Genomic DNA, 24,878 nt, shown 5'->3' on the forward strand with positions numbered 1-24,878 from the left:
TTGTCATGTGGACGCGTCGTGCGGCTTGGGTCATGCGGTCACTCGCGTACGTTCCCGGGGCTCCGTCACGGCGTCCCGCCCCGCCCGCTGGAGGCGCGCCGCCCAGAGGACGGCCACCGCTCCGGCCGTGGCGAGCGCGGCGCCGACCCAGGCGACCGAGGCGTAGCCGAGTCCGGCGTCGATCGTCAGGCCCCCGAGGAGCGGGGCCAGGGTGTTGCCGACGTTGAACGCGGCCGTATTGGTGGCGCCGACCAGCGTCGGGGCCTCCGGGGCGAGGGTGAACACGCGTGACTGGAGCGCCGGATTGGTCACGTATCCGACCAGGCCGAGCAGGAAGACCAGCGCGATCACGACGACGGTGGAGCGCGCCGTAAGCGCGAGCAGCGCGGAGAAGAGGGCGAGCGCGCCGAGCCCCAGGCCGAGGGTCCGCAGAGGGTGCGCTTCGGCCGTGCGTCCGCCGATGACCAGACCCACCATCCCGCCGACGCCGAACAGGGCGAGGACCGCGGGCACCCACCCCTCGGACACTCCGCTCACCTCGGTCAGCAGGGGCGCGAGATAGCTGAAGGTGACGATGACCGCGCCGAAGGTGAAGGCCGTGACGGCGTACGAGAGCCAGAGCTGGGGACGCGCCATGCCGCGCAGCTCGGCCTTCACCGACGTACGCCCGGCTTCGGCCCGGCCGCCGGGGACGACGAGCAGCGTGCACACGAGGCTCACCAAGGTGGCCGCGGCCACCGCCCAGAACGCGGCACGCCAGCTGGAGTACTGGCTCAGGACGGTCCCCGCCGGTACGCCGACGACCGTGGCCAGCGTGAGCCCGCCCGCCACGACGGCGACCGCCTTCCCCTTGGCCGCCGGCGGCACGAGGGCGACCACGGTGGCCACGGCCACGCCCCAGTACCCCGCGTAGGCGAGGGCGCTGACCACGCGCGTGACGAAGAGGACCCCGTAGCCGGGGGCGAGCGCGCCGATCACGTGGGCGGCGACGAAGGCCGCCTGGAGCCAGACGAGGGCGGTCCGCCGGGGCCAGCTCAGGGTGGCCACCGCGAGCAGCGGGGCGCCGACGACCATGCCGATCGCGAAGGCCGAGATCAGCAGCCCCGCGTCCGGGATCGACACACCCAGGTCGGCTGCCATGCCCGGCAGGAGGCCGGACAGCATGAACTCCGAGGTTCCTTGGGTGAAGATGCCGAGCCCAACTATGTACACCGCAGGTGGCATTGATGCCCCTCATGATCGCGACCCACCTTTTGGAGCACCCGCTCCAAAACTGACGGTCAGGACGCTAGCACATTCTGAATCGATCGCTTCAGAAGTGGGTGGGGGTGAACTGTGGGGGTGAACCATCCCCCTTGAACCAGTCAGGAATCAGACCTGGCCGCGCACTCCCGGATGCACCCGCCGCCGCACCGGCACGGCGCCATCGCCGTCGGCCACGAACAGCTCGGGGTGGCGGGCCTGGATCGTGCCGATGTCGTCGAACACGCCCTGGAGGTGGCCGCGCAGCGCCGCCACGGCCGCCGCGTCGTCCCGGCTCTCCAGCGCGTCGACCACCGAGGCGTGCTCCTCGATGAGCGTCTCGACCCGGTGCGGCAGCGGCAGGCTGAGCCGGCGGGCTCGGTCGAGGTGGGCCTTGGCCGTGGTCACCGTGCGCCAGAGCGTGCGATGCCCGCTGGCCTCCATCAGGCGGCGGTGGAACGCCTCGTCCTGCCCGAAGAACGTATCCGCGTCGCCCGCCTCACAGGCCTCGCGCTGGAGATCGAGGATCGCGCGCAGGTCGGCGATGTCCTGCGCGTCGGAGCGCTTGACCGCCTCGTGCAGCGCGGCCAACTCGATGGCCTCGCGCACGAACTGAGCCTCCATCACCGCGGGGACGCTGATACGAGAGACGAACGTGCCCAGCTTCGGGAAGACCTCGACCAGCGCCTCCTCGCCGAGCAGGATCAGCGCCTCGCGCACCGGAGTGCGGCTCACCTGGAGCTCGTTGGCCAGTTCGTTCTCCGACAGCGGGCTGCCCGGGGGCAGTTCGAGCGAGGTGATCTGGCCGCGCAGGATCCCGTGCACGCGCGTGCGGACCGATTCACGGACGGGCGATGCGGCACCTTCCCGGGACGGCGATGCGGCGCTTTCCCGGACCCGCGGTGCGGCGCCTTCCCGGACCCGCGGTGCGGCGCCTTCCCGGACCCGCGGTGCGGCGCTTTCGGGCGTGGGCGAGGCGGCGCTGCGGGGCTGTGACGGTCGGCGATCCATGGGGTCAGCTTCTCACCCGCGTCTGGAATTCACTACCATACAAGCCTTGTATGGTAGCTCTGTCGCAGGTAGAAAGGGTGCTGCTCCGGGAGCCGCCCGAGCCGCAACTGCCCGTCCCTCGTACAAAGGAGTCCGATGACGACGACGCCGGCCACCCCGGGCCTCCAGAAGAAATCCGCAGCCGGAACACCCCAGGGACCGACGGACGGGCCCGGCGAGGACACCGCGCCGCCCCGCCCGCGCGGCCGGGGGAAGAACGTCCGCTGGGGCATCGTGGCGCTCTGCTTCGGAGGCCTCGCGGTCAACTACCTGGACCGCTCGACGCTGAGCGTGGCGCTGCCCGCCATGTCCAAGGACCTGGACATAGGCCCGGAGATCCAGGGCTTCGTCCTCAGCGCCTTCTTCATCACGTACGCGATCTGCCAGCTGCCCGCGGGCGCCGCCCTGGACAAGTTCGGCGTCAAGCGGGTCTTCGCCATCGGGGCGATCTGGTGGTCGCTCGCCACCGTCGCCATGGGTCTCGTACGCGGGGTCGGCACCCTGATCGGTGCGCGGATGCTGCTCGGGGCCGGTGAGGCCGCCGGGTATCCGGCGCCCGCCAAGGCGGTGTCCCGCTGGTTCCCGCGGCGTGAGCGCACGCTGGCCAACAGCGTCTGGGACAACGGTGCGCGCGTGGGCACGGCCATCGCGCTGCCGCTGGTCACGGCGATCGTCTCCGCCTTCCACTGGCGGGCCGCGTTCATCGTCTGCGGTCTGCTCGGCTTCGTCTGGATCGTCGCCTGGCTGCGCTGGTACCACGAGCCGGAGGACCACCCGAAGCTGACGACGGAGGAGCGCGCCTACATCGAGGGCGGGGGCGCGCGCTTCGAGCCGGAGGAAGCGGGCGACGCGGCGGAGCGGACGGACGGCGGGGCCAAGTTGCTGCGCTGGCGGGACCTGTTCCGCTACCGCACCGTCTGGGGCATGATGCTGGGCTTCTTCTGCCTCAACTACGTCATCTACTTCTTCATCACCTGGTTCCCCAGCTACCTCGTGGACGAGCGCGGCTTCGACCTCCTGAGCCTCGGCTTCTTCGGCACCATCCCCGGCCTCGTCGCCATCGTCGGCAGCCTGACCGGCGGCTGGACGGCCGACCGGCTGCTCCGCAAGGGCTGGTCCACCACCAAGGTCCGCAAGACCTGCCTCATCTCCGGCACGCTCTGCTCCTCGGTCATCGCCCTCACGGTCGTGGTGCCGACGGCGGCGGGCGCCCTCGCCCTGCTCTCGGTCAGTTACGCCTCGCTGACGTTCGCCACGGCGAGCGTCGCCTCGCTGCCCGCCGATGTGGCGCCGACACCGGGGCACGTCGCCTCGCTGGCCGGCATCCAGAACTTCGCGTCGAACGTCGCGGGTGCGCTCGGGCCGATCGTCACGGGATTCCTGCTGGCCGCCTCCGGCGGCTCGTACGTGGTGCCGCTGCTCGTGTCCGGTGCGCTCTCCGTGGTCGGCGCGCTGACGTACGCGTTCGTGATCCAGCGGGTGGAGCCGCTGCCGATCCGCTGACGCCCCTCCCGCTCGACCGCCCCGCAAGACAACCCGCGAGAGAAATGGACGCCTCGTGACCGAGGAGACGAAGAGCCTGCGAGCAGCGGTGCCGCACGGGCCCGAGACGCAGCGCGCAGCGGTCCTGCACGGGCCGAAGGACCTGCGCGTCGAGGAACGCCCGGTGCCCGCGCCAGGGCCCGGCGAGGTCCTCGTCCGCATCGCCGCCGTCGGCCTGTGCGGATCGGATCTGCACTACTACGCGCACGGCGAGAACGGCCCGAACGTGCTCCGCGCCCCGACCGTCCTCGGCCACGAGCCGAGCGGTGTCGTCGTGGCCGCGGGGCCCGGCGCCGGACACCCCGAGCCCGGCACGCCCGTCGCCGTCGAACCCGCCCACCCCTGCGGCCGGTGCGCGCTGTGCCGGGCCGGGCGCTACAACCTCTGCCCGCGCGGCACGTGCTTCGGCTCACCGCCCACCGACGGCGCCCTGACCGAGTACCTCGTCGTCCCGGAGGGCTTCGTCCACCCGCTGCCCGCCTCCATGGACGTACGCCACGGCGCGCTGATCGAGCCGCTGGCCGTCGCCGTGCACGCCGTACGCCGGTCGGGGATCGCACCCGGCGACCGGGTCCTCGTCACCGGCGCGGGGCCCATCGGGCTGCTCGTCCTCCAGGTGGCCCTGGCCTCGGGCGCCGCTTCGGTGACGGTCTCCGACGTGGCCGGTGCCAGGCTGCGGCACGCCGCCGAACTGGGCGCCGAGACCGTCGGCGCTGCGGAGCTGACCCCCGACCCGGCCAGGGCCACCGCCCTCGCCGACCCGGGCGGCTTCGACGTCGCGCTCGACTGCTCCGGCAACGGCGGCGCCCTCGTCGGTGCGATCCGGGCCCTTCGCCCCGGCGGCACCGCGGTCGTCGTCGGCAATCCGTCGGCGCCGGTCACCGAGCTGCCGCTCGCGTGGATGCAGCGCCAGGAGATGTCCCTCGTCACCGCCTTCCGGTACGCGGGTGACTTCCCGGCGGCGATCGCGCTCGCGGGGACGGGGCGGATCCGGCTCGAACCGCTGGTGACGGCGTCGTTCCCGCTCGACCGGGCGGACGCGGCGCTGACGGCCGCGCTCACCGACCGCTCGCAGCTGAAGGTGCTCGTCGAACCGGGGCTCGCGACGGCCTCCGGAGGGCTTTCCGGAACCTGGCAGGAGGGACGGGCCCGTGGCTGACCTCCCCGCTCCCGGCAACGCCCTGCCCCGCCTGGCCCGCAGCCGCCTGCCCGTGCCCGGGATCAAGCGTCCGCCGCGTGCCCCCGAGGCAGGCATCGTCCACCTCGGGCTCGGCAACTTCCACCGCGCGCACCAGGCCGTGTACACCGCCGACGCACTGCGGCACGCCGAGGGCCCGTGGGGAATCCGGGGTGTGGCCACCGGCCGGGGCCGCAGCGGGCCGCATCCCGTGATCGAGGGTATGTCCCAACAGGACGAGCTCTACACGGTACTGACGCTAAGTCAGGGCAGCGGTCCAGCCGCCCAGGTGCCGGGCGTCCATCACCGCGGCCTTGTCGCCGCGCACCAGACGCCCGAAGTGATCGAGGCCATCGCCTCCGACATCACGCGCATCGTCTCGCTGACCGTCACAGAGAAGGGCTACTCCCTTACTGCTGACGGCAGTTCGCTCGACCTCGACGATCCGGCGGTCCGCGCGGACCTCGCAGGCCGGGGCGACCCGATGACCGCGATCGGGCTCCTCGTCCGCGGCCTTCAGCACCGGATGCGCGGCCAGGCAGCACCCGTCACCCTGCTGAGCTGCGACAACCTCATGGACAACGGCGGGCGTCTGCGGGCGCTGCTCGACGCGTTCATCGGGGCTCTGCCCGCCCCCGAACGCACCGATCTCCAGGCCTACTTGGCCGCATCGGTGTCCACACCGAGCACCATGGTGGACCGCATCGTGCCCGCGACAACGGACGAGCACCGCGCGCTGGCGGCCCGCTGCTTCGGTGTGCGCGACACCGTGCCGGTGGTCGCGGAGCCGTACCGCCTATGGGTCCTGGAGGACGACTTCCGTGCGTCGCGTCCCGCGTGGGAGGAGGCCGGTGCCGTCTTCACATCAGACGTGGCCCCGTACGAGCTGATGAAGCTGCGCCTGCTCAACGGCGCCCATTCGCTCCTCGCCTACTTCGGGCTGCTGCGCGGTCTGGCGCGGATGGACCAGGCGGTGGCCGACGCGTCGGTGGGCGCTGCCGTGCGCGCCGCGATGACCGACGAGATCCTGCCGACCCTGACCCTGCCGGAAGGCGTCAACGGCCCTGCGTACGTGGCGGAGTTGCTGCGGCGCTTCGCGAATCCCGCCCTGGGGCACCGCACCGCGCAGGTCGGCTCCGACGGCTCGTTGAAGATCCCGGTGCGCTGGGCGGGCGCCATCGAGGAGAACCTCGCGGCCGGGCGCGTCCCAACGGTCCTCGCGCTCGGGGTCGCGGCGTACATCAAGGTGGTGACCGGAGGCCCCGACGCGTACGACGAGGCGGCACTCGGCGTGGTGGCCGACCCGGCGGCCGCGCGGCTGCGAAAGCTCGCGGCGCGTGCGGGTGGCCCGGCGGAGGCGGCGCGGATCCTGATCGAGTCGGGTGGCCTCCTGCCCGAACAGGTCGCCGGGAACGCGGAGTTCACCTCGCTCGTCGCCGAGTACGCGACGGCGCTGGGGACGCCGAGCGGTATCGAGGCGGCACTGAGAGAAGTGCCGCGTACCGCCCGCTGACCCTCTCCACCCCCTCCCCCTCCCTCTCCCGCACGTCCTTCACTTCCCCCTATCGAAAGGGAGCCCAGGCATGGCCACCATCGTCGCCGCCGAGGTCTTCGTCACCTGCCCCGGCCGCAACTACGTCACCCTGAAACTCACCACGTCCGACGGTGTGACCGGCATCGGCGACGCCACCCTCAACGGCCGTGAACTGTCCGTGGCCTCCTACCTGAGCGACCACGTGTGCCCCGTCCTCATAGGGCAGGACGCGGACCGCATCGAGCACATCTGGCAGTACCTGTACAAGGGCGCCTACTGGCGGCGCGGTCCGGTCACGATGACCGCGATCGCCGCCGTCGACGTCGCGCTGTGGGACATCAAGGGCAAGGTGGCCGGGCTCCCCGTCTACCAGCTTCTGGGCGGCGCGGCACGCGACGGCGTCACCGTCTACGGCCACGCGAGCGGCGACACCGTCCCCCAACTCCTGGACGACGTACAGCGGTTCCTCGACCGCGGCTTCCGCGCGGTGCGCGCGCAGGCCGCTGTGCCGGGCCTGGAGCGGGTCTACGGCATGCGCAAGGGCGACGGCGTCACCTACGAGCCCGCCGACGGCGCGCTGCCCTCCGAGGAGGACTGGGACACCGGCGCCTACCTGGACTTCGTCCCCACCTACATGGCGGCGGTACGCGAGCGGTTCGGGTACGGCTTCCAGCTCCTGCACGACGCGCACCACCGTCTTTCCCCGATCGAGGCGGGCCGGCTCGGCAAGTCCCTCGAGCCGTACCGCATGTTCTGGATCGAGGACCCCACCCCGGCGGAGGACCAGGAGACCTTCCGCCTGATCCGGCAGCACACCACGACGCCCCTGGCCGTCGGCGAGATCTTCAACTCCATCTGGGACTGCCAGTATCTGATCACCAACCGGCTCATCGACTACATCCGTACGTCGGTCTCGCACGCGGGCGGCATCAGCCATCTGCGCAAGATCTTCTCGCTGGCCGAGCTGTACGGGGTGCGCACGGGCTCGCACGGCGCGGGCGACCTCTCCCCCGCGTCCTTCGCCGCCGCGCTCCACGTCGACCTGTCCGTGCCCAACTTCGGCATGCAGGAGTACATGGAGCACCTGCCGGGGTACGAGGAGGTCTTCACGACGTCCTGGCGCTTCGAGGACGGCTTGATGCACCCCGGTGAACAGCCGGGAATCGGCGTCGAGTTCGACGAGAAGGCGGCGGCACGCTTCCCGTACGAACGCAGGTACCTGCCGGTGAACCGGCTGCGGGACGGGTCCGTGCACGACTGGTGAGCGGGAGGCCGAGCGACGCCGCAGGCACTTGGGTCGCAGGCGCTTGGGGTGCAGGAGCTTGGGGTGCAGGAGCTTGGGGTGCAGGAGCTTGGGGCGAAGGCGCTTGGGGCGATACAGTCCGCGTCCGCCGCCCCGCTCAGCGGCTCGTCCACCAAGTGATCCCGGCGGCAACAGCACTGGTCGCGAGTGAGATCAGCCATGCGGGTATGCGCTTGACCGTCAAGTGCACACCACCCAGGCGTAGTTCGATCTGGGGTGGTGGCGTGCTGGGTTGATCTTCGCTGCGGTCGGACACCGGTCCTCCTGAACGCTGGTGTCCCCATACCAACCATCCCGATCCAGTGGCACACCATTTGGCGGGCCCTGGCGAACCCTGGCGAATAGTCGCGCGGCTACGGCGGAACGGCCGGAGGTCTTGACGCCGGTCGCGAGGTCCGGTGCCGCCTGCCGCGCAGGCGTCGTCCGTGGCCGGGGCGTTGTCAGTGGTGGGTGTCATGGTGAACGCCATGAACCCGCTTGCCCAGGCCTCCGAGAAGCCCTTGACCCTGCCCGGCCTCCACGCGGCACTGCGCGCCGCGTGGTCCGCCGACACCTGCTCCCCCGACGACGTCGCCCGCGCCCCGTGGACCGCCGACAACCCCGCCTGGGGGCACTGCGACATCACCGCGCTCGTCGTGCACGACCTGTTCGGCGGCCAGTTGGTCGTCGGTGAGGTCTGGTCGGCCGATGGCGAGCAGCAGGGGCATCACTGGTGGAACCGCCTCCCGAGCGGGGTCGAACTGGACCTGACCCGGGAGCAGTTCCTGCTGGGCCAGCAGGTCACGGCCCCGCGCGCCGTGGAACGACCGCCGGGGCGGCTGCCGCGCCGCCATGCGGAGTACGAACTGCTGCGGCAGCGGTTCGCCGATGCGGCGTCGCTCGCACTGCCGGGGGCCGGGGCGATGGTCGGCGCGGGGTGACCCTGCGGGCGGACCTCATCCCGCAGGGCGGCGGCTGGACTCCCTAACCTCGATGTGTGCCGTCGAGCGCCGGTGCACCGCGGGCGGTGTCTCCGGCTCGCGGATGAGGCGGTCGACCAGAGCGGCCACCTCGGCGGGCGGGGGGAGTTCGATGCGTACGCTGGTCAGCGTCGGCCGCAGCAGCCTGCCGAGCAGCAGGTCGTCGGCGCCGACCACGGCGACATCTCCGGGGACGTCGACCCCGGCGTCCTGGAGGGCCCGCATCAGGAGCATCGCGTACTCGTCGTTGTAGGCGAACACCGCGTCCAGGCCCAAGTCGCGCCACCGGTCGGCAAGTTCGGCCGCCGACTCCTCGGTATAGGCCAGCTCGACCGGCACCACCCGCGCGCCGGGGCACGTGGCCGCCACGGCCCGGACACCCTTGAGGCGCGGCTGGCTGAACAGGCCGAGGCCGTGCTCGACCGGGACGACGACGCCGATGTCGCGCCGCCCGCCCGCGAGGAGATGCGCGGCGGCCACGGCGCCGACCTCCTCCTGATCCATGGCGATGCCGTGCGCGCCGGGCGCCGGGGGCGGCCCGTAGGAGACGACGGCGAAGGTGCCCGAGCGCTTCAGGATCTCCACGGAGGCCTCGTCGAGCGGTGCGCCGATCATGGCGATGACGGCGGCGGGCCTCAGCTCCGCCCAGGCGCGGACAGCGGCCTGCGGCGTGTCCCCGGCGCTCGCGCCGTGCAGGACTCCGGTGTGTCCGTACGCCTGCAACTCCGCCTGGAACGCGGCGATGAAGCCCGTGAACAGGGGCCCGAAGGCGGGCACCACATCGGCGGGCACGGCGATCAGGACGAGCCCGCTGCTGCCGGACCGCAGGGACCGCGCGGCGGCGTGCGGAACGTATCCGAGCTCCTCGGCGGCCTCGCGGACCTTCTCCTGCGTGGCGGGGCTGACGCGGCCCGCGGCCAGGCCGTTCAGGACGTAGCTGACGGTCGCACGCGAGACTCCGGCGTACCGGGCGACGGACGTGCTGGTCGGGGGCACGAGTCCGGCGCCTCCGCGTTCTGGTCCGGCGCCTCCGCGTTCTGGTCCGGCGCCTCCGCGTTCTGGTCCGGCGCCTCCGCGTTCTGGTCCGGCGCCCTCGCGCCCTGAGCTGTCGTTCATCCTGCTGCGCATCCTTTCCCGCCGCGGCTCTGGTGCGGGCATGAGGCGAGTGCTAGAAAGTGCACTTACACGTGTCAAGTTACACGTGTCACGAACCGTTCGGTCATCGCGACCGACCTTCTGAGGAGGAGGGCAACGTGGCCCTTTCCGCTCACCAGGACCACACGCCCCCGGAGGACCGGACTCCGCCGGATGCCGCCACCCGGGCCCCGCGCGGCCTCATGCCCCTCCTGGCCTTGGCCAACACCGCGATGTACACGCTCTACGTCGGCGTGGGCAGCGTGCTGCTGCCGCTCCAGATCGAGCACATCGACAAGGCGGACAAGGTCGCCATGCTCGGCCTCGTCAGCGGCGTCAGCGCGGTCTTCGCCACCGTCTTCAACCCCATAGCGGGCGCTCTCTCCGACCGCAGCGGCCGCCGCAATCCCTGGATACTCGGCGGCGGCGTCGCGGCCGTCGGCGCGATGGCGCTGCTCGGTGGGGTCCGGACGGTGCTGCTCGTGACGATCGCCTGGTGTCTGGGCCAGGCCGTGATGAACGTCTTCCAGGCCGCGCTCACCTCGGTCGTCCCCGACCGCGTACCGCTCGCCGCCCGCGGCAAGGCGTCCGCCGCCGTCGGCATCGGACTGCCGATCGGGGCGACCCTGGGCGCGCTGATCGGCTCGGCGTTCGCCGACCACCTCAGGACCGGATATCTGGTGCTCGGCCTGTTCGTCGCGCTCTCGGCGGTCCTGTTCACCGCCTTCGCGCGCGAGAAGCCGAAGCCGGCGGCGCACACGCGCGGGCCGGTCCCGGTTCCAGCCCCGGCCCCGGCCCCGGCCCCGGCCCCCGTCAAGGGGCAGCTCGCCGCGTTCCTCGGCGCCCTGCGCCACCACGACTTCCGCTGGGCGTTCATCGGGCGCGCGCTGCTGGTGCTGGGCTACTTCTGCGTCTTCGGCTACCAGCTCTACATCCTCCAGGACCACATAGACCTGCCGTCCGGCATCGAGCCCGAGGACGCCGTCGCCATCATCGCCCCCGTGAACGCGGTCGCGATGGCCGTGTCCACCGTCGTCGGCGGCGTACTCTCCGACCGGATGGACCGGCGCAAGCTGTTCGTCGCCGCATCCGCCGCGATCTCCGCGGTCGCCCTCGTCATCCCGGCGGTCTCGCCGACCTGGACCGCGATGATCGTCTTCGCCGCCCTCAACGGCCTGGGCTTCGGCTGCTTCATGGCCGTCGACAACGCGCTGGTCTCCATGATCCTGCCGAGCGCCGACGACGCCGCCCGCGATCTGGGCGTCCTGAACATGGCGCAGGCGGGCCCGCAGATCCTGGCCCCGTTCGTCGCGTCCGTCATCGTCTCGCTCTGCGGGGGCAGTGACGGCGGCGGCTACACGGCCCTGTTCGTCACGGGCGCCGCCCTGTCCGTCCTCGGCGCGCTCGCGGTCCGCCCGATCCGCGGAGTGCGCTGAGGAATCGGCGGCAGGGGCGAGGTGGTTCACGTACAGCAGTCCACGTACAGCAGTCGACGTACAGCAGTCGACGTACAGCAGTCCATGCACAACCGACCGCGCACGGCGTGCACACACACCAGTCCACGCACAACTGCGCGCGGGCACACACAAGTTCACGTACGAGAAACAAGAAAGCAGGCCACCACGATGAAGCTGCACACCCGCGAATGGGGCAGCGGCGACCGCGTCGCCCTCCTGGTCCACGGCATCATGTCGGACCACCGCACCTGGCGCCGCGTGGGTCCGGCCCTCGCCGACAAGGGCTACCGGGTGATCGGCGTCGACCTGCGAGGGCACGGCGCGAGCGGGCGCGGCGCGTACAGCCCTGAGCTCTTCGCGGACGACCTGGTCGAGACGCTGCCGAGCGGGGCCGAGCTCGCGGTCGGGCACTCGCTGGGCGGCCTGACGCTCGCCCTCGCGGCGGAGCGGCTGGCCCCGGCACGCGCCGTCTACTCCGACCCGGCGTGGGCGCTCGGCGCGGCCGGGCCGGTGGACCCTGCGGTGTTCGTCGAGTTCCGGAACGCGACCCGGGCGACGATCGCGACCTTGAACCCGCGCTGGGAGGAGGCCGACATCGACATCGAGGTCGCCACACTGGCCGCCTGGGACCCGGACACCGCACTCGGCCTCTCCGGCCCGAACGCCCTCGACCGCACACCCGCAACGCCGACGGTCCCGTCCCTGGTGCAGGTCGCGGACCCCAGTTTCCTCATCTCCGATGAGCTGAAGGGGGAGTTGGAGCGCCGCGGATTCGAGGTACGGACGGTCAAGGGCGCCGGACACACGATTCACCGCGACGACTTCGATGCGTTCATGGGGTCGCTGGACGGTTGGGTCTAGGGAGCCCCGTGCGCTACTTCGGCGGCGACACCAAGGACCACTCGCCGACGTCATCGGAGAACCCGCTGTTCATGGAGAACTGCAGTTGCACGGGGCGGGCGGACGTCGGCAGCTCGAAGGTGATGAATCCGAGCGCGGTGTCACCGGGCGAGATGGAGAGAGCGCCGGGGAACGACGGACCGGCCGTGGTCTCAGCGATCAGCGCAGCGTCGAAATGCTGGCCGTCCGCGTCGACCAGCGCGGCGCCGTTGGACGGGCTGTCCTTGTACGGATCATCGCCCGTGTTCTTCAGACGGAACTGCACGGCGACGTACCGGTTGCCCGCATCAGGGACCAGGAACTCGTTCGCGGTGCGCGCCGGGTCCACCACCTTCACCACGGTGACGTCGAGCCGCTCGCCACTGCCGATCCCCGTCAGGGACAGCGTTGTTCCGACCCCGGGCTCCCGAGGGGACGGCCCGTCGACCGACTGACGGCCCGTGCTCGATGCGGCAACCGTCGCACCTGCCGAAGTGGCCATCGTCTGGGGTCCCGCAGCCCCGACCACCAGTACGGCGCACGCGCTCAGCAACACCGCGGACACGCGACGCATCTGACGCATCTGTCCTCCTCGGGTCAAAAGCGCCTCCCGAGTCACACCTCTCCCGGCAACGATCCTCCGTTCCTGCGCGATCGCCAACCGCGGCGTCCGGAAGGGGGTTCCGCCGTGCGCCGACGGCGACCGAGCGCTCGCCGTGCCCGCCGGGGGCAGGCCGGTTGTCGTGGACTTCTTCAGTGTCGTGTGACCAGGCGTGTCGGTCCTCATGCCGTCCCGGCGTGGACGGAGCAGCAGTCACGAGTTGACCGGATGCTGCCTCCGTTTTACTCTCGATCTGTACGGAGTCAGCCTCCGTTTTGTTGTGAGCGCGGGAACGCACGAGGTCGGAGGGCACATGGGCGTCAAGGAACAGCGAGAGCGCAAGCCCCGTGCGGACGTCCAGCGCAACCGTGCGGCCCTCCTGGAAGCGGCGCAGCGTCACTTCCTGAAGGACGGCGTCGGTGCCTCCCTGGAGGGGGTCGCCAAGGAGGCGGGTGTCGGGCCCGCCACGCTGTACAGGCACTTCCCGACCCGGGAGGCGCTGCTGGCGGCCGTGCTCCAGATGCGCTCCGAGGAGCTGGTGGCCCGCCGGGCGGAGATCGCGCGGCTCGGTGACGCCTCCGAGAGGCTGCGGCAGTGGCTGCGCGCGATGGAGGAGTACTTCAGCGCCTTCAGCGGGCTGCCGGAACCGCTCATGACCGCGGCCAGGGAGCGGGAGCCGGACAACCCGCTCACCCTCCCCTGTGACGACCTCATCGCCACCACCGACGAGTATCTGCGCGCCGCGCAGGCCGCAGGGCGCGCGCGGCCCTCGGTGAAGGGGTACGACCTGTACCTCGCGGCCGTCTCCACCGCCTGGATCAGCGGCACGGGCGCCACCGATGAAGAATCGCTCGGCCGCCTGCGCACGCTCATCGAGAGCGGATACCGCGAACAGAACGACTAGGGGTAGGCCACCGGCCGCTTTCCTCGCTGTCGGCCGCCGGTGCCGTCGGGAGTCCCGGCGGCGTTCTCCCCGCGCGGTCATCCATCACACCCTGCCGTCCCCTCTCTGGGGGTGGTGCGACATCGAGAGGAACAAATCATGAGAATTGGCGTTATCGGCACAGGCGCGATCGGGGCCACGCTGACGCGCAAGTTCAGCGCGGCCGGACACGAGGTCCAGGTGGCGAACTCCCGGGGCCCCGAGACGATCGACGCCTCCGCGCTGGAATACGGCGCGGAGGCGGTGAGCGCGGCCGACGCAGTTCGGGACAAGGACGTGGTCATCCTCTCCGTCCCCTTCGGGCGGATCCCGTCCCTGACGGATCTCTTCGCCGCCGTACCCGGCGAGACCGTCGTCATCGACACCTCGAACTACTTCCCCCACCTGAGCGGCCCCATCGACGCGGTGGAGCAGGGCCAGGTGGAGAGCCTGTGGGTCGCCGAGCAACTGGGACGGCCCGTCGTCAAGGCGTGGAACGCCGCCCTGGCCGGCACCTTGCAGACCAAGGGCGTACCGGCCGGAACCCCCGGCCGCATCGCGCTCCCCGTAGCCGCCGACTCCGAGGAGGCGCGGCGCGTGGCCATGCGCCTGGTGGACGACAGCGGCTTCGACCCGTACGACGCCGGCGTGCTGGCCGACTCCTGGCGCCAGCAGCCGATGACGCCCGCCTACTGCACCGAACTGGGCCTGACGGACCTGGAGTTGGCCTTGGAACGGGCTGACAAGGCCGAGGCCCCGCGCAACCGGGACCGCCAGATGGAGCGCTTCGCCGCCCTCACCTCCATGCCCACGCTGGACGAGACCGTCGAGCTCAACCGCTCCCTCCACCGCTGACGCGCCTGGCGCCGCCGCCAAGCCTGCGACAACCCCCTCAGACACAACCGCGGTCACCGGACCGGCCCCCACGAAAGGAATCGTTGTGCCCGGCACAGCTTCGCCCATTACCGACATCGTGCGCTCCCGGTACTCCGTCCGGAAGTTCCACCCCACACCGCTGCCCCCGTCGGACATCCGCGGCGTGCTGGAAGACGCTCAAGCCGCCCCTTCGAACTGCAACACCCAGCCCTGGACGGTGCATGTCGTCTCGGGCGCGGCGCGCGACGCCCTGAGCAAGGAACTGCTCAAGGCCGATGAGGAGGAGCGGTTCTCCTCGGACTTCTCCTTCAGCTACGCCGACTTCGGCGAGGGTGCCTATCTCGACCGGGCGCACGACCACGCCGCGACCGTGTACGGGGCTCTGGGGATACCCCGCTCGGACCGGGCAGCAAGGAACGCCCATGCCCGGGAGAACCTGGACTTCCACGGAGCCCCCCACGCCGCGTTTCTCTTCATGCCCGCGTTCGGCGACGGCGTGCGGGTGGCCGGTGACATCGGCATGTACGCCCAGAACTTCCTGCTCTCACTGACCGCCCGGGGACTCGGCGGCATTCCGCAGACCATGCTCGGGATGTACGCCGACACCGTCCGCGAGTTCCTGGGCGTTCCCGAGGATCTCAAGCTGCTGTTCGGCATCTCCTTCGGTACCGCCGACCTGGCCGCACCGGCGAACAGCTTCCACATGGGACGCATCCCGCTCGAACAGAGTGTCGTCCTGCACGACACCCCTGGAATCCTCGACGCGCAGTAGTGCGTGCTCGTCGAAGCCCGGTGGCCAGCCGCCGCTTCGGTCACGCCATTCATCGCTCGCGCCGAAACGATGGCCGCCGTCCGGCGGGACTTCCACGTCTTCCCGGACCGGCGCCGGTCGTCCTTCTTGCAGGCTGACGCAGGCTGGCGCCTGGACGGCGAGCTCTTCTGCTTGCGTTGGCACGGACGATCCGCCCTGTCCACCGTGAGCGCGCGGCAGGGCCGGCGCAGAGTGGCGGCCGGGGAGCGCGCAGACCGTCCCGTGGAGTGAGCGCATCGACGACCCTGCGGAGCACATCGCGGCGAGCACCGTGGTTCTGATGGTTCGGCCGTCCGAGGCGGCGCAGCCCGCTCTTCATCCTTTCGTCCTTTATGTGACGTTATGTTCGCCGGATGATCACCCCCACGCGAAGACTCACCACCGCCTCCGCCCTGACCGCCCTCACCCTCACCGCGCTCGCCTCCCTCTCCGCCTGCGGCACAGGCCCCGCACCGGGCAGCCGCGACCAGGCCGCACGCCACTCGGCAAGTGCTCCGCCCCGCCCGGCGACCCTCGCCCCGGGCCCCGCCGGCCTCACCCCCGTCTTCAAGAACGCCCCCCGCACCCCGGCGTCCGCCGCCCCCACCGTCGCCCTCACCTTCGACGCCGACATGACCGCCGACCAGGGGCCCCGCGCCGCGGCCGGTGAGCGGTTCGACAATCCGGCGCTGGTGGCGACGCTGCGCAGGCTGAAGGTTCCGGCGACGTTCTTCATGACCGGGCGGTGGGCCGAGGAGTACCCGGCGCAGGCCAAGGACATCGGGCGGGACCCGCTCTTCGAGGTCGCCAACCACTCGTACAGCCATTACGCCTTCACCGGCCGCTGCTACGGCCTGCCGACCGTCCCCGCCTCCCGCATGCGCGCCGACATGGAGCGCGCCTTCGCCGCCTTCCGCAAGGCGGGCGTCGAGCGTCAGGTTCCGTACTTCCGCTTCCCCGGCGGCTGTTACGACAAGCGGGCGCTGCGCGCGCTGGCTCCGGGCGGTGTCACGGCCGTGCAGTGGGACGTGGTCAGCGGCGACGCCTTCGCGACGGACGCCGACGCGGTGGCCCGGCAGGTGCTCGACGGGGTGCGGCCCGGCTCCGTCGTCGTCATGCACTGCACGCGCAGCGCGGCTCCCAGGACGGAGCATGCCCTGCGGACGATCGTCCCGAAGCTGCGCGAGCGCGGCTTCCGGTTCGTCCGGGTGTCGGAGCAGATCCGGGCGGCCGGGGAGGGTAGGGCAGCCGAAGCAGGTAGGGCGACCGAGGCAGGAAAGGCGGCCGGTACGCGCGGATAGTCTGGGCCGCATGGACGACACCGCCGAGGGCCCGTTCGCCGAGTGCGTGCTGTGCCGCGAGCCCACCGAGTACCCGGAGACGCACAAGGGCGTGACGCTGTGCCCCGTGTGCGAGTGGCACGAGGCGCAGCGCACGGCCTGCTCGGGCTGAGCCGAACCCGCCCCGTCAGGCGCTCACCCCCTGCGCGAAGCCATCCCGCAGGCCACCCCCACCGCCGCCAGCGCGAGCACCGCCGCCCCCGCGACCGGCAGCAGCGGCACCGGCACCACCCCGTCACGCGACCCCGTGACGAGTGCGGTCATGATCGACTTCGCGGGGGAACCCGTGGTCACCAGGGCGAGCAGCGAGGCGAGCAGCATCACCGGGATCGCCCGCCCCGGCGAGCGCATCAGCGGCCGGCTGGTGACGGCGCCCACGGCGGTGCCCGTCAGCGCGCTCACCAGCATCGCGAGCAGCCCCGCACCGCTCGCCGCGAGCCGGTTCACGGCCGTCCGGTGATCGGTGCTCGCCGGGTCGCTGATCACGGCCACGACGACGGTGGCGACAGCGCCGAGCAGGGCGGTCGCGAGGAACGCGGAGAGCAGACAGGCCAGTTGCGCCCGCCAGGGACCGGCAGCAGCGGCCGCACAACTGCGGGCCGCGGGCGGCTCGTTGGTGGCGCAGATCCGCACGAGCCAGGCGGCGACGGGCAGCAGCGCGGCGGCCGCGTAAGCGAGGGAGTCGAGGATCGGCTGTCCGCTCTGTACGCCGACGGCGAGGAACGCGGCGTACAGGATGACGGGGGCCAGCCAGCGCTGGGAGCGCAGGAGGAGAGCGGACTGGTAGTGGAGCAGGGCGTTCACCGGTCGCGCACCTCGCTCGTGCTCGTGCTCGTGCTCGTGCTCGCGCTCGCGCTCGTACTCGTGCTCGTCGTCGGCGCGGGCCCTGCAGGCGCGGGCCCCGCGGGCTGGGGCCCCGCCGAGGCGGCGGATCCCGCAGCGGGCCCCGCGGGCACGGCGTTTGCCGCGGGCGGGGCGGGAACGGCGAGCGGGGCGGGTGCTGCGGGCCCGGCGGAGGCAGGGCCCGGGACACCCTCCGGGCCTGACCCCGAGTCGGCTCCCACTACGGCCTCCGGGACGGCCCTTGAGGCGGCCCCCGACACCGAACCCGGCTCAAGACCCAGACCCAGACCCGGACCCGGACCCGTCACCGACACCGACACCACGTGCCACGGCGGACGCGCCGTCAGCAGCGCCCGCAGCGCGACATCCGAATGCGTCGCCGCCACCGTCAGCCGCAGCGCCCCCTCAGGCGAGTGCCCCGTGACGGCACCCGGCACGGAGGGCGGCTCGGCGCCCGGAGGCCCCTGCGTCACGATCACGACCGTAGGAGCATCCGAAGCGCCGCCCTCCGGTGAAGTGCCTTCCGGCGTACGGCGGTTCACCGCCGAGCCGACCACCGCGTACGCCGCGTCGACCGTCCCCGCGAGCCGCCGCGGGTCGTGGTCCACGAAGACCACGGCGCCGCCGTCCGCGACCCGTTCGGCCACGGCCCGGTCGAGTTCGTCGCGGGCCGCGGTGTCCAGGCCCGTCCACGCCTCGTCGAGGACGAGAAGCTCGGGTCCTGCGAGGAGCGCCTGGGCCACCGCGACCTTCTGGCTGCTGCCCTTGGACAGTTCCGACAGGGGCGTACGCGCGTAACTCCCGGCCCCGAAGCGCTCCAGCCACTCCTCCGCCGCCCGCGCGGCCACCCCCTTCGCCAGGCCGTGGATGCGGCCCAGGTGCGTGAGGTACCCGGCGGCCGTGAACGGCAGCGCCGCCGGGAAGCGTTCGGGAACGTACGCCGTGCGCGGCCGTCCGACGACACGGCCCTCGGTCGGGGCGTCGATCCCGGCGAGCAGCCTCAGCAGGGTCGACTTGCCGGTGCCGTTCGCGCCCTCGATCCGCACCAGCGTGCCCGCGCGTACGCCGAAGCCGACACCCCGCAGGATCCACGGCCCGCCCATGGCATAGCGCCGCCCCACCCCGTCGAGCCGCAGCGCGGCCCCCGCAAGATCGCTGTCCATGCGGCCATCCTCGCGCAGGGGTCCGGTGGCGGGGCAAGAGGCAAAGCCCCTGACGGGCCCGATCTTCCGCCTGGCAGACTGGACGCGTGAGCAGCGACCAGTCCGCCGGGAACCCCCAGCCGCAGGACATCCAAGACCCCCAGGACAGCCCGTTCCGCGTGGCGCAGACGACACGCGACGAGGCACCGCAGTTCGTGCTGCCGCTGGTGGCGCGCATCGAGCGCGCCGAGCCTCCGCACCGTACGGACGCCCTGGAGACCGCGGCCCGCGCGGTGCTCGTCATGCTCGACGACGAGCGGTCCCTGGGCGAGGGAGAGTGGGCGCAGGCCATGCGGGACTGGCAGGACGCCCGGATCCGCAAGGTGGTGCGGCGGGCCCGCGGCGCCGAGTGGCGGCGGGCCGAGGCGCTCCCCGGCATCACCGTCACAGGCAAGTCGGCGGAGGTCCGCGTCTTCCCGCCGGTGCCGCTGGACGGCTGGCCCAAGGACCTGGCGCGGCTCCAGGTGTCCGGCACGGACCTGGACGACCCGGAGCCGGTACCGCCGGCGGACGCGACCGCGCCGGTCCTGTGGATGAACCCCGATGTCGACATGTCGGCCGGCAAGGCGATGGCGCAGGCGGGGCACGGCGCCCAACTGGCCTGGTGGGAGCTGTCGGACGAGGAGCGCGCGGCCTGGCGCGACGCCGGATTCGCGCTCTCGGTCCGCACCCCGGACGCCGCGCTCTGGCGCGAACTCGTGGCGAGCGGCCTGCCGGTGGTGCGGGACGCGGGCTTCACGGAGATCGCGCCGGGTTCCTGCACGGTGGTCGCCGACCACCCGGCCTTGCGCTGAGCCGACACCCCGCCGCACCCCACGCTCAGGTACTGATCGTAGCCACCGGTTCGAGGCCGTACGTACGGGCGTAGCCGTTCTCGGCGCCGACGAGGAGGTCGACGACCTCGAAGTAGCGGTCCCAGAACGGGGTTTCGCGCAGGGCGTCGATGAGGAGCTGGTAGGCCTCGTGGTCGTCGGCCTCCCAGACCCAGACGTCGGTGACGCGGGTGGAGTAGAACTCCGTGTCGTAGAAGCGTGACCGGACTCCGGTGGTCTTGGCCTTGATCGCGGGGATCACCTGGGTGGTGAAGGCGTTCACCCGTTCCTGCGGGGTCATGGCGAGCCACTCGGGCTGGGTCTTGATGAGCATGAACGCGGTGACCGGCGGTGCGGTTGTCTCAGTGGTCATGACGGGTGCCTCCGTAGTGTGTTCAGTTCCGGGTGTTCGGTTCCGCGCGTTCAGGAGATGACGGCGGGCCTGAGGGTCTTGGCGCACCACTCCTCGAACGTGGTCAGGGAGGTGGCGCCCGGAGTGCGAGCGACGCCCGCGTCGAGGCCCTCGTTCTTGGCCCGCTTCATGTCGACGATGCCCTGGACGAACGCCTCGTTGAGGCCGTAGCCGAGGAGAGTGGCGCGCAGCTCGTCGAGCGGCTGGCATGCGTAGCGGACGGGTCGGCCGAGCTGCTCGGTCATGATGCGGGCCAGGTCGTCGGGGGACAGGTCCTGCGGGCCGAGCACCGGGACGCTGTCGCTGCCGGTCCACGAGCGGTCGAGGAGCAGGCCCGCGGCGACGGCCGCGATGTCGGCGACGGAGACGAGGGGAGCCCTGCGGTCGGCGTCGACGGCGTCGGTGAAGACGCCCTTCTCGCGGATCGAATCGGCCTCCTCCAGGAGGTTCTCGAAGAAGGACGGGTTGGCCAGGGCGCGGTACGCGACGCCGGTGCCCGCGATGAGGTCGTCCAGGGCGAGCGAAGCGGTGACCAGTCCCGCGCTGCCTGCGACCGGGGTGCCGCGGCCGAGCGCCGAGACGCCGACGACGTGGCCGACGCCATGAGCGACGAGGGCCTTCGCGGCGGGGCCCGTGAAGCCGGAGTAGGCGTCCTCGGGGGTCAGGGAGGCGTCCGGCGGGACGAGCCAGAACACGGCGTCCGCGCCCTCGAAGGCCCGGTCGACGACCTCGGCGTCGCCGTGCGAGCCGGTGATCACCTCGGTGCGTTCGCGCACCGCGTCGGGAAGCCGTGCGGGGTCGCGCACGATCACGCGCAGTTCCTCGCCGCGGGCGGGGGCGGACTCCAGGAGCAGGGGCAGCAGGTGGCGGCCGATGTTCCCGGTGGGAGCAGTGATGACGATCATGAAAAACCTCGTGGGCCGTGCCGGATCGGTACGTCCCTCATCCTGCGGAGGCCGGGGATATTGCCACAATGGGAACTTCAGCACGCAATCATTGCCTGAAATGGAATTACTCCCATGACCTGCGGTCCAGAGCCTGTTGTCGACGCCAATCTCGCCGTCGCGCTGGACGCCCTGCTCACCGAGCAGAGCGTCACCCGCGCCGCCGCACGCCTGCGCACGTCCCCCGCCGCCATGAGCCGCACGCTCGCCCGCCTCCGCCGCGTCCTCCAGGACCCGCTGCTTGTCCGGGCCGGCCAGACCATGGTCCCCACCCCGCGCGCCGAGGCCCTGCGCGAGGAGGTCGCCGCGGTGGTGCACCGCCTCGGGGCGCTGCTCGCTCCCGGCGCCGGCGTCGACCCCGCCGACCTGCGACGGACCTTCACCCTTCAGGCGGCCGACCTGGTCGGCGCGGCACTGGCTCCCGGGCTGCTCGAGCTGGCCGGGCAGGAGGCGCCGGGGGTCTCCCTGCGGGTCCGGGCCGAGGAGCTGGAAGCCGGTCCCGCCCTGCGCGACGGCCGGATCGACCTGGAGGTCGGATCCATCGACCACATCGACCCCGAGACCCGGGTCGAGGAGCTGGTCACCCTCCGCATGGCGGCGGCCGTCCGGCCCGGCCACCCCCTCACCGACGGGCCCCTGACCCCGGACCGACTCGCGGCAGCCGAGCACGTCGTGGTGAGCCGCCGCGGCCGGTTCACCGGCCCCCTGGACGCCGCACTGGCCGAGCGGAACCTTCGGCGGCGGGTCGCCGTCGTCCTGCCCAGCCACCTGGCCGCGATGACCCTCGCGGCCCGCAGCGATGTCGTCTGCCTCGTCCCCACCGCGCTCCCCGGCGCCACCCCCTCTCCCCTGACCGACCCCGCCACCACCCTCGGCCTGCGCGTCCTCGACATCCCCGTGCCCCTGCCGCTCCTGACCATCGGCATGGCATGGCACCCACGCCACGCGGCCGACGCGGGACACCACTGGCTCCGCGACGCCGTCCGCCGGACACTTCGCGCACCCGGAGGCCCGGCCTCCTGACCACCCCTGCCGCCAGACCACCCCTGCCGCCCGACCACCTCTGCTCGACTCCCCCGAGCACCGCATATTCTGTGGTCGCATGGAGTCGCGCCCGGTTCCCGCACCGTGGTCGCCGACCACCCCGCCCCCGCGCCGAGGAGACCGAGATGGGCACCAGAGCCGACGGCACGGTCGACACCAAACTCGACGGCCGCGTCGAGCGCGGCAACCAGACCCGGCGCCTGGTCCTGCGCCGCACGGTCGACATCGCCTCGGTCGAGGGCCTGGACGCGCTGTCGGTCGGCCGGATCGCCACCGAGCTGAAGCTCAGCAAGAGCGGGGTCTTCGCGCTCTTCGGCTCCAAGGAGGAGCTGCAGCTCGCGACCGTCCGCGCGGCGGGACGCATCTTCCTGGGCAACGTGGTGGAACCGGCCCACCAGTCACCGCCCGGCCTCGGCCGCGTGTGGCAGCTGTGCGCGCGCTGGCTCGACTACTCGGAGCAGCGGATCTTCCCCGGCGGCTGCTTCTTCTACGGGGTGATCGCCGAGTTCGACGCCCGCGAGGGGGCGGTGCACGACGCGCTGGTCCGCGCCAACCACGACTGGACCGGCCAGGTGGAGCGCTGCCTCACCGAGGCGCGCGACACCGGCGAACTGCGCCCGGACGCCGATGTCCCCCAGCTCGCCTTCGAGTTCATCGCCCTCATGGAGACGGCGAACGCGCACTCGGTCCTGCACGACGAACCGGACGCCTACCGCAGGGCGGCCATCGCCATCACGGCCCGGCTGCGCGCTGCGGCGACGGACCCGTCGCTGGTGCCTCGACTCCCCTGACCGTCCGGCCGGTTCGGCGGTGGAACCGGCTTCGGTAAACAAGTAGCACGACCGTTCGTTTAGATTTACGCTCATCGCATGCTTCCATCGATTCTGCGTGCGCCATGGCAAGCGGGCCCCGAGGCGTCCACGCCGGGCCCGGTCCTGGTGAGCGTCACGGAGTTCACCGCCGACCGTCACGGCCGGACCCTCCCGATCGCCCTGTCGGGGCTGCGGCTGCGCCGGAGCTGGCCGACGACGCCCGGCGCGGTCGGCATGTGGCTCTGGCTCGACCCGTGGCACAAACGCTCGGGTTCCGTCTCGGTCTGGGCCGACGAGCGATCGCTGTACGGGTTCGTCGGGCGCCCCGACCACCTGCGGATCGTCCGCGCGTACCGGCACCGGGGCACGGCACGCGCCACCACCTGGACGGCGGACCAGCTCGACCCCAATGCCTCCTGGGCCGCCGCGCACGCCCTGATCTGCGACCCGACCCCCTGGCCGGACAAGGCCGTTCACACCTCGGAAGGACCGTGAGGACCCCATGACCGACCTCATCGCACTCGACCGCACCGCCGTCCAGGAATCGCTCCGCGTCCTGCGCGCCGCTCGCGACGACGCCTGGGAACGGCCCTCGCCCTGCGCCGGCTGGACGCTGCGTGACCTGGTGGCGCACATGACCGCGCAGCACCACGGATTCGCGGCGGCGGCACGCGGCTCGGGCGCCGACCGTACGTACTGGATCGAGCAGGATCTCGGCCGCGACCCGTTCAAGATCTACGACGAGTCGGTGCGCCACGTCCTTGCCGCGTTCGCCGAAGAGGGCGTACTGGAGCGGGGGTTCACCCTTCCCGAGATCGGCGGGACGTTCACGGGGCGGATCGCCATCGGCTTCCATTTCCTGGACTACGTGGTGCACTCCTGGGACGTGGCGACGACCCTGGACGTCACCATCGACCTCCCCCTGCCGGTCGTCGAGGCCGCACTCGACATCGCCCGCCGGGTGCCGAAGGACCCCGAACGCCGGGGCCCCGGCGCCGCGTTCGCACCGGTCCTGCCCACGCCGGAGGACGCGTCCCCGCTGGAGGAGATGCTGGCTCTCCTGGGACGGGAGCCCGCGTCCTCGCACCGGTGAGGCGAAGCGTTGAACATCACGCACGCCTCTTCCGTATCTCCCGGTACCAGGAAGTAGCTTGCCTCCACGGCAGGTTCACGGGCAGGGAGGCACGGCACATTGCGGCGCATCAACGGCACGGCTCTGATCATCGCGGCACTCGTGGTCACACTGGGCGCACTCGCGTTCCCCATGTGGTCCTACGCCGACCGCTCGGGCACGGGGCCCGCCAACCTGGCCGCCGGATCCGTGGCCACACAGTGGGGTCCGCTCTCGGCGGCCGACCGCGATCTGCTGGTGAAGGTGCGGCTCGCGGGACTGTGGGAGCTGCCCGCGGGCCAGCAGGCCGTCGAACGCGCGCCGACCGAGGCGATCAAGGAGGCGGGTGACCACCTGATCGTCGGCCACACGGACCTCGACAAGCGGGCCCGTGCGGTCGCGGCGCAGCTTGGCGTGGAGCTGCCGAACCAGCCCACCGCCCAACAGCAGGGCTGGCTCCAGGAGTTGACCGAGGCCGAAGGCATGGAGTACCAGCGGAAGTTCGCGAATCTGCTGCGGGTCGCACACGGCAAGGTGTTCGCGGTGATCGCGCAGGTGCGGGACAGCACCCGCAACACGCTGATACGGCAGCTCGCCAGCGACTCCAACCAGACCGTCCTCGACCACATCACGATGCTGGAGGCCACCGGACTCGTCGACTTCGACGACATCGCGAACGGTGGCGCCGCCACCGCCACGACCAGCCCCACCGGTCCTCCGCCACCCTCCGGCGTCGCTCCCCCGGAGCCGCCTCCCGCCGGGCCGACGGGCGATGTGTCCACGACGTCACGGCCTTCGCCGGCCCCGCCCGGAGAGGTCAACACGGACCGGCCGGAACCTCAAATGTAGCTCTGAACGTCCCTCCTCAGGGGTTCGGCGGCGTGTGCGGGGG

The 24,878-nt window shown here is 72.0% G+C and carries 25 protein-coding genes and 1 pseudogene; 18 read left to right on the forward strand and 8 right to left on the reverse strand.

Features of this window, described 5'->3' with window-relative positions; all coding sequences use genetic code 11:
• Positions 1–30 precede the first annotated feature (30 nt).
• Together M4V62_RS11210 and M4V62_RS11215 are read right to left on the reverse strand one after the other, a co-directional pair.
• Positions 31–1,224 (reverse strand): Cmx/CmrA family chloramphenicol efflux MFS transporter, encoded by a 1,194-nt coding sequence (locus M4V62_RS11210; RefSeq protein WP_249587105.1) that lies wholly within the window; start codon positions 1,222–1,224, stop codon positions 31–33.
• A 147-nt stretch (positions 1,225–1,371) separates the two neighbouring features.
• Positions 1,372–2,067, reverse strand: coding sequence for a GntR family transcriptional regulator (locus tag M4V62_RS11215; protein WP_249587106.1), 696 nt, complete (start codon positions 2,065–2,067; stop codon positions 1,372–1,374).
• Between the two features lie 321 nt (positions 2,068–2,388).
• Between M4V62_RS11215 and M4V62_RS11220 the strand changes: the two genes are divergently transcribed.
• The 5 genes from M4V62_RS11220 (at position 2,389) to M4V62_RS11240 (ending at position 8,768) form a co-directional block, all read left to right on the forward strand.
• Entirely contained in the window at positions 2,389–3,795 is a 1,407-nt protein-coding gene (locus M4V62_RS11220) for an MFS transporter (RefSeq protein WP_249587107.1), read from the forward strand.
• 55 nt (positions 3,796–3,850) lie between these two features.
• The gene (locus M4V62_RS11225; protein WP_249587108.1) at positions 3,851–4,993 is read left to right on the forward strand and encodes an NAD(P)-dependent alcohol dehydrogenase; all 1,143 of its coding nucleotides are present in this window, start codon (positions 3,851–3,853) and stop codon (positions 4,991–4,993) included.
• Entirely contained in the window at positions 4,986–6,524 is a 1,539-nt protein-coding gene (locus M4V62_RS11230; RefSeq protein WP_249587109.1) for a mannitol dehydrogenase family protein, read from the forward strand. Before M4V62_RS11225 ends, M4V62_RS11230 begins: the two co-directional genes overlap by 8 nt.
• A 70-nt stretch (positions 6,525–6,594) precedes the next feature.
• Entirely contained in the window at positions 6,595–7,809 is a 1,215-nt protein-coding gene (gene manD, locus M4V62_RS11235; RefSeq protein ID WP_249587110.1) for a D-mannonate dehydratase ManD, read from the forward strand.
• A 506-nt stretch (positions 7,810–8,315) separates the two neighbouring features.
• Positions 8,316–8,768 carry a YunG family protein gene (locus M4V62_RS11240; RefSeq protein ID WP_249587111.1) on the forward strand — a complete coding sequence of 151 codons (453 nt, stop codon included), beginning with the start codon at positions 8,316–8,318 and terminating at the stop codon, positions 8,766–8,768.
• Between the two features lie 15 nt (positions 8,769–8,783).
• Here the strand turns inward: M4V62_RS11240 and M4V62_RS11245 are convergent, their stop codons facing one another.
• Positions 8,784–9,803 carry a LacI family DNA-binding transcriptional regulator gene (locus M4V62_RS11245; protein ID WP_249587112.1) on the reverse strand — a complete coding sequence of 340 codons (1,020 nt, stop codon included), beginning with the start codon at positions 9,801–9,803 and terminating at the stop codon, positions 8,784–8,786.
• Between the two features lie 257 nt (positions 9,804–10,060).
• Between M4V62_RS11245 and M4V62_RS11250 the strand changes: the two genes are divergently transcribed.
• Together M4V62_RS11250 and M4V62_RS11255 are read left to right on the forward strand one after the other, a co-directional pair.
• Positions 10,061–11,377, forward strand: coding sequence for an MFS transporter (locus tag M4V62_RS11250; protein WP_344646307.1), 1,317 nt, complete (start codon positions 10,061–10,063; stop codon positions 11,375–11,377).
• 189 nt (positions 11,378–11,566) lie between these two features.
• The gene (locus M4V62_RS11255; RefSeq protein ID WP_249587113.1) at positions 11,567–12,259 is read left to right on the forward strand and encodes an alpha/beta fold hydrolase; all 693 of its coding nucleotides are present in this window, start codon (positions 11,567–11,569) and stop codon (positions 12,257–12,259) included.
• A 13-nt stretch (positions 12,260–12,272) separates the two neighbouring features.
• Here the strand turns inward: M4V62_RS11255 and M4V62_RS11260 are convergent, their stop codons facing one another.
• On the reverse strand, positions 12,273–12,860 hold the full coding sequence (locus M4V62_RS11260) for a DUF4352 domain-containing protein (RefSeq protein ID WP_249587114.1): 588 nt from the start codon (positions 12,858–12,860) through the stop codon (positions 12,273–12,275).
• A gap of 331 nt (positions 12,861–13,191) precedes the next feature.
• Between M4V62_RS11260 and M4V62_RS11265 the strand changes: the two genes are divergently transcribed.
• The 5 genes from M4V62_RS11265 to M4V62_RS11285 all read left to right on the forward strand — a co-directional run bounded on the left by M4V62_RS11265 (position 13,192) and on the right by M4V62_RS11285 (position 16,918).
• Positions 13,192–13,782 (forward strand): TetR/AcrR family transcriptional regulator, encoded by a 591-nt coding sequence (locus M4V62_RS11265; RefSeq protein ID WP_249587115.1) that lies wholly within the window; start codon positions 13,192–13,194, stop codon positions 13,780–13,782.
• 138 nt (positions 13,783–13,920) lie between these two features.
• Positions 13,921–14,655: an NADPH-dependent F420 reductase gene (locus M4V62_RS11270; protein ID WP_249587116.1), complete on the forward strand. Its 735-nt coding sequence runs from the start codon at positions 13,921–13,923 to the stop codon at positions 14,653–14,655.
• 85 nt (positions 14,656–14,740) lie between these two features.
• A complete protein-coding gene (locus tag M4V62_RS11275) occupies positions 14,741–15,448 on the forward strand; it encodes a nitroreductase (protein WP_249587117.1) in 708 nt (235 codons plus the stop codon).
• Positions 15,449–15,840: 392 nt separating this feature from the next.
• Complete coding sequence (locus tag M4V62_RS11280) at positions 15,841–16,767, forward strand: polysaccharide deacetylase family protein (protein ID WP_249587118.1); 927 nt, start codon at positions 15,841–15,843, stop codon at positions 16,765–16,767.
• 10 nt (positions 16,768–16,777) lie between these two features.
• A complete protein-coding gene (locus M4V62_RS11285) occupies positions 16,778–16,918 on the forward strand; it encodes a hypothetical protein (protein ID WP_249587119.1) in 141 nt (46 codons plus the stop codon).
• A 23-nt stretch (positions 16,919–16,941) separates the two neighbouring features.
• Here M4V62_RS11285 and M4V62_RS11290 read toward each other — a convergent pair whose 3' ends face one another.
• Positions 16,942–17,610, reverse strand: a complete 669-nt coding sequence (locus M4V62_RS11290; protein WP_249587120.1) for an ABC transporter — start codon at positions 17,608–17,610, stop codon at positions 16,942–16,944.
• 350 nt (positions 17,611–17,960) lie between these two features.
• A pseudogene (locus M4V62_RS11295) lies at positions 17,961–18,812 on the reverse strand (ABC transporter ATP-binding protein); the annotation flags it as partial.
• Positions 18,813–18,898: 86 nt separating this feature from the next.
• Between M4V62_RS11295 and M4V62_RS11300 the strand changes: the two are divergent.
• Positions 18,899–19,645, forward strand: a complete 747-nt coding sequence (locus tag M4V62_RS11300) for an aminoacyl-tRNA hydrolase (protein WP_249587121.1) — start codon at positions 18,899–18,901, stop codon at positions 19,643–19,645.
• Positions 19,646–19,670: 25 nt separating this feature from the next.
• On the opposite strand, the gene M4V62_RS11305 is transcribed toward M4V62_RS11300, so the two are convergent.
• Both M4V62_RS11305 and M4V62_RS11310 read right to left on the reverse strand, forming a co-directional pair.
• Positions 19,671–20,036 carry a darcynin family protein gene (locus M4V62_RS11305; RefSeq protein ID WP_249587122.1) on the reverse strand — a complete coding sequence of 122 codons (366 nt, stop codon included), beginning with the start codon at positions 20,034–20,036 and terminating at the stop codon, positions 19,671–19,673.
• Positions 20,037–20,086: 50 nt separating this feature from the next.
• The gene (locus M4V62_RS11310) at positions 20,087–20,980 is read right to left on the reverse strand and encodes an NAD(P)H-binding protein (protein ID WP_249587123.1); all 894 of its coding nucleotides are present in this window, start codon (positions 20,978–20,980) and stop codon (positions 20,087–20,089) included.
• 114 nt (positions 20,981–21,094) lie between these two features.
• Here M4V62_RS11310 and M4V62_RS11315 point away from each other — a divergent pair, with 114 nt between their 5' ends.
• The 5 genes from M4V62_RS11315 (at position 21,095) to M4V62_RS11335 (ending at position 24,835) form a co-directional block, all read left to right on the forward strand.
• Positions 21,095–22,042: a LysR family transcriptional regulator gene (locus tag M4V62_RS11315; RefSeq protein WP_249587124.1), complete on the forward strand. Its 948-nt coding sequence runs from the start codon at positions 21,095–21,097 to the stop codon at positions 22,040–22,042.
• 146 nt (positions 22,043–22,188) lie between these two features.
• Entirely contained in the window at positions 22,189–22,854 is a 666-nt protein-coding gene (locus M4V62_RS11320) for a TetR/AcrR family transcriptional regulator (protein ID WP_249587125.1), read from the forward strand.
• A 78-nt stretch (positions 22,855–22,932) separates the two neighbouring features.
• Positions 22,933–23,370, forward strand: a complete 438-nt coding sequence (locus tag M4V62_RS11325; RefSeq protein WP_249587126.1) for a hypothetical protein — start codon at positions 22,933–22,935, stop codon at positions 23,368–23,370.
• Between the two features lie 7 nt (positions 23,371–23,377).
• Positions 23,378–23,968, forward strand: coding sequence for a TIGR03086 family metal-binding protein (locus M4V62_RS11330; RefSeq protein ID WP_249587127.1), 591 nt, complete (start codon positions 23,378–23,380; stop codon positions 23,966–23,968).
• 99 nt (positions 23,969–24,067) lie between these two features.
• Positions 24,068–24,835, forward strand: a complete 768-nt coding sequence (locus M4V62_RS11335; protein WP_249587128.1) for a DUF4142 domain-containing protein — start codon at positions 24,068–24,070, stop codon at positions 24,833–24,835.
• Positions 24,836–24,878 lie beyond the last annotated feature (43 nt).

It is taken from the genome of Streptomyces durmitorensis (genome assembly GCF_023498005.1).
In the GTDB taxonomy this organism is placed as follows: Bacteria; Actinomycetota; Actinomycetes; order Streptomycetales; family Streptomycetaceae; genus Streptomyces; species Streptomyces durmitorensis.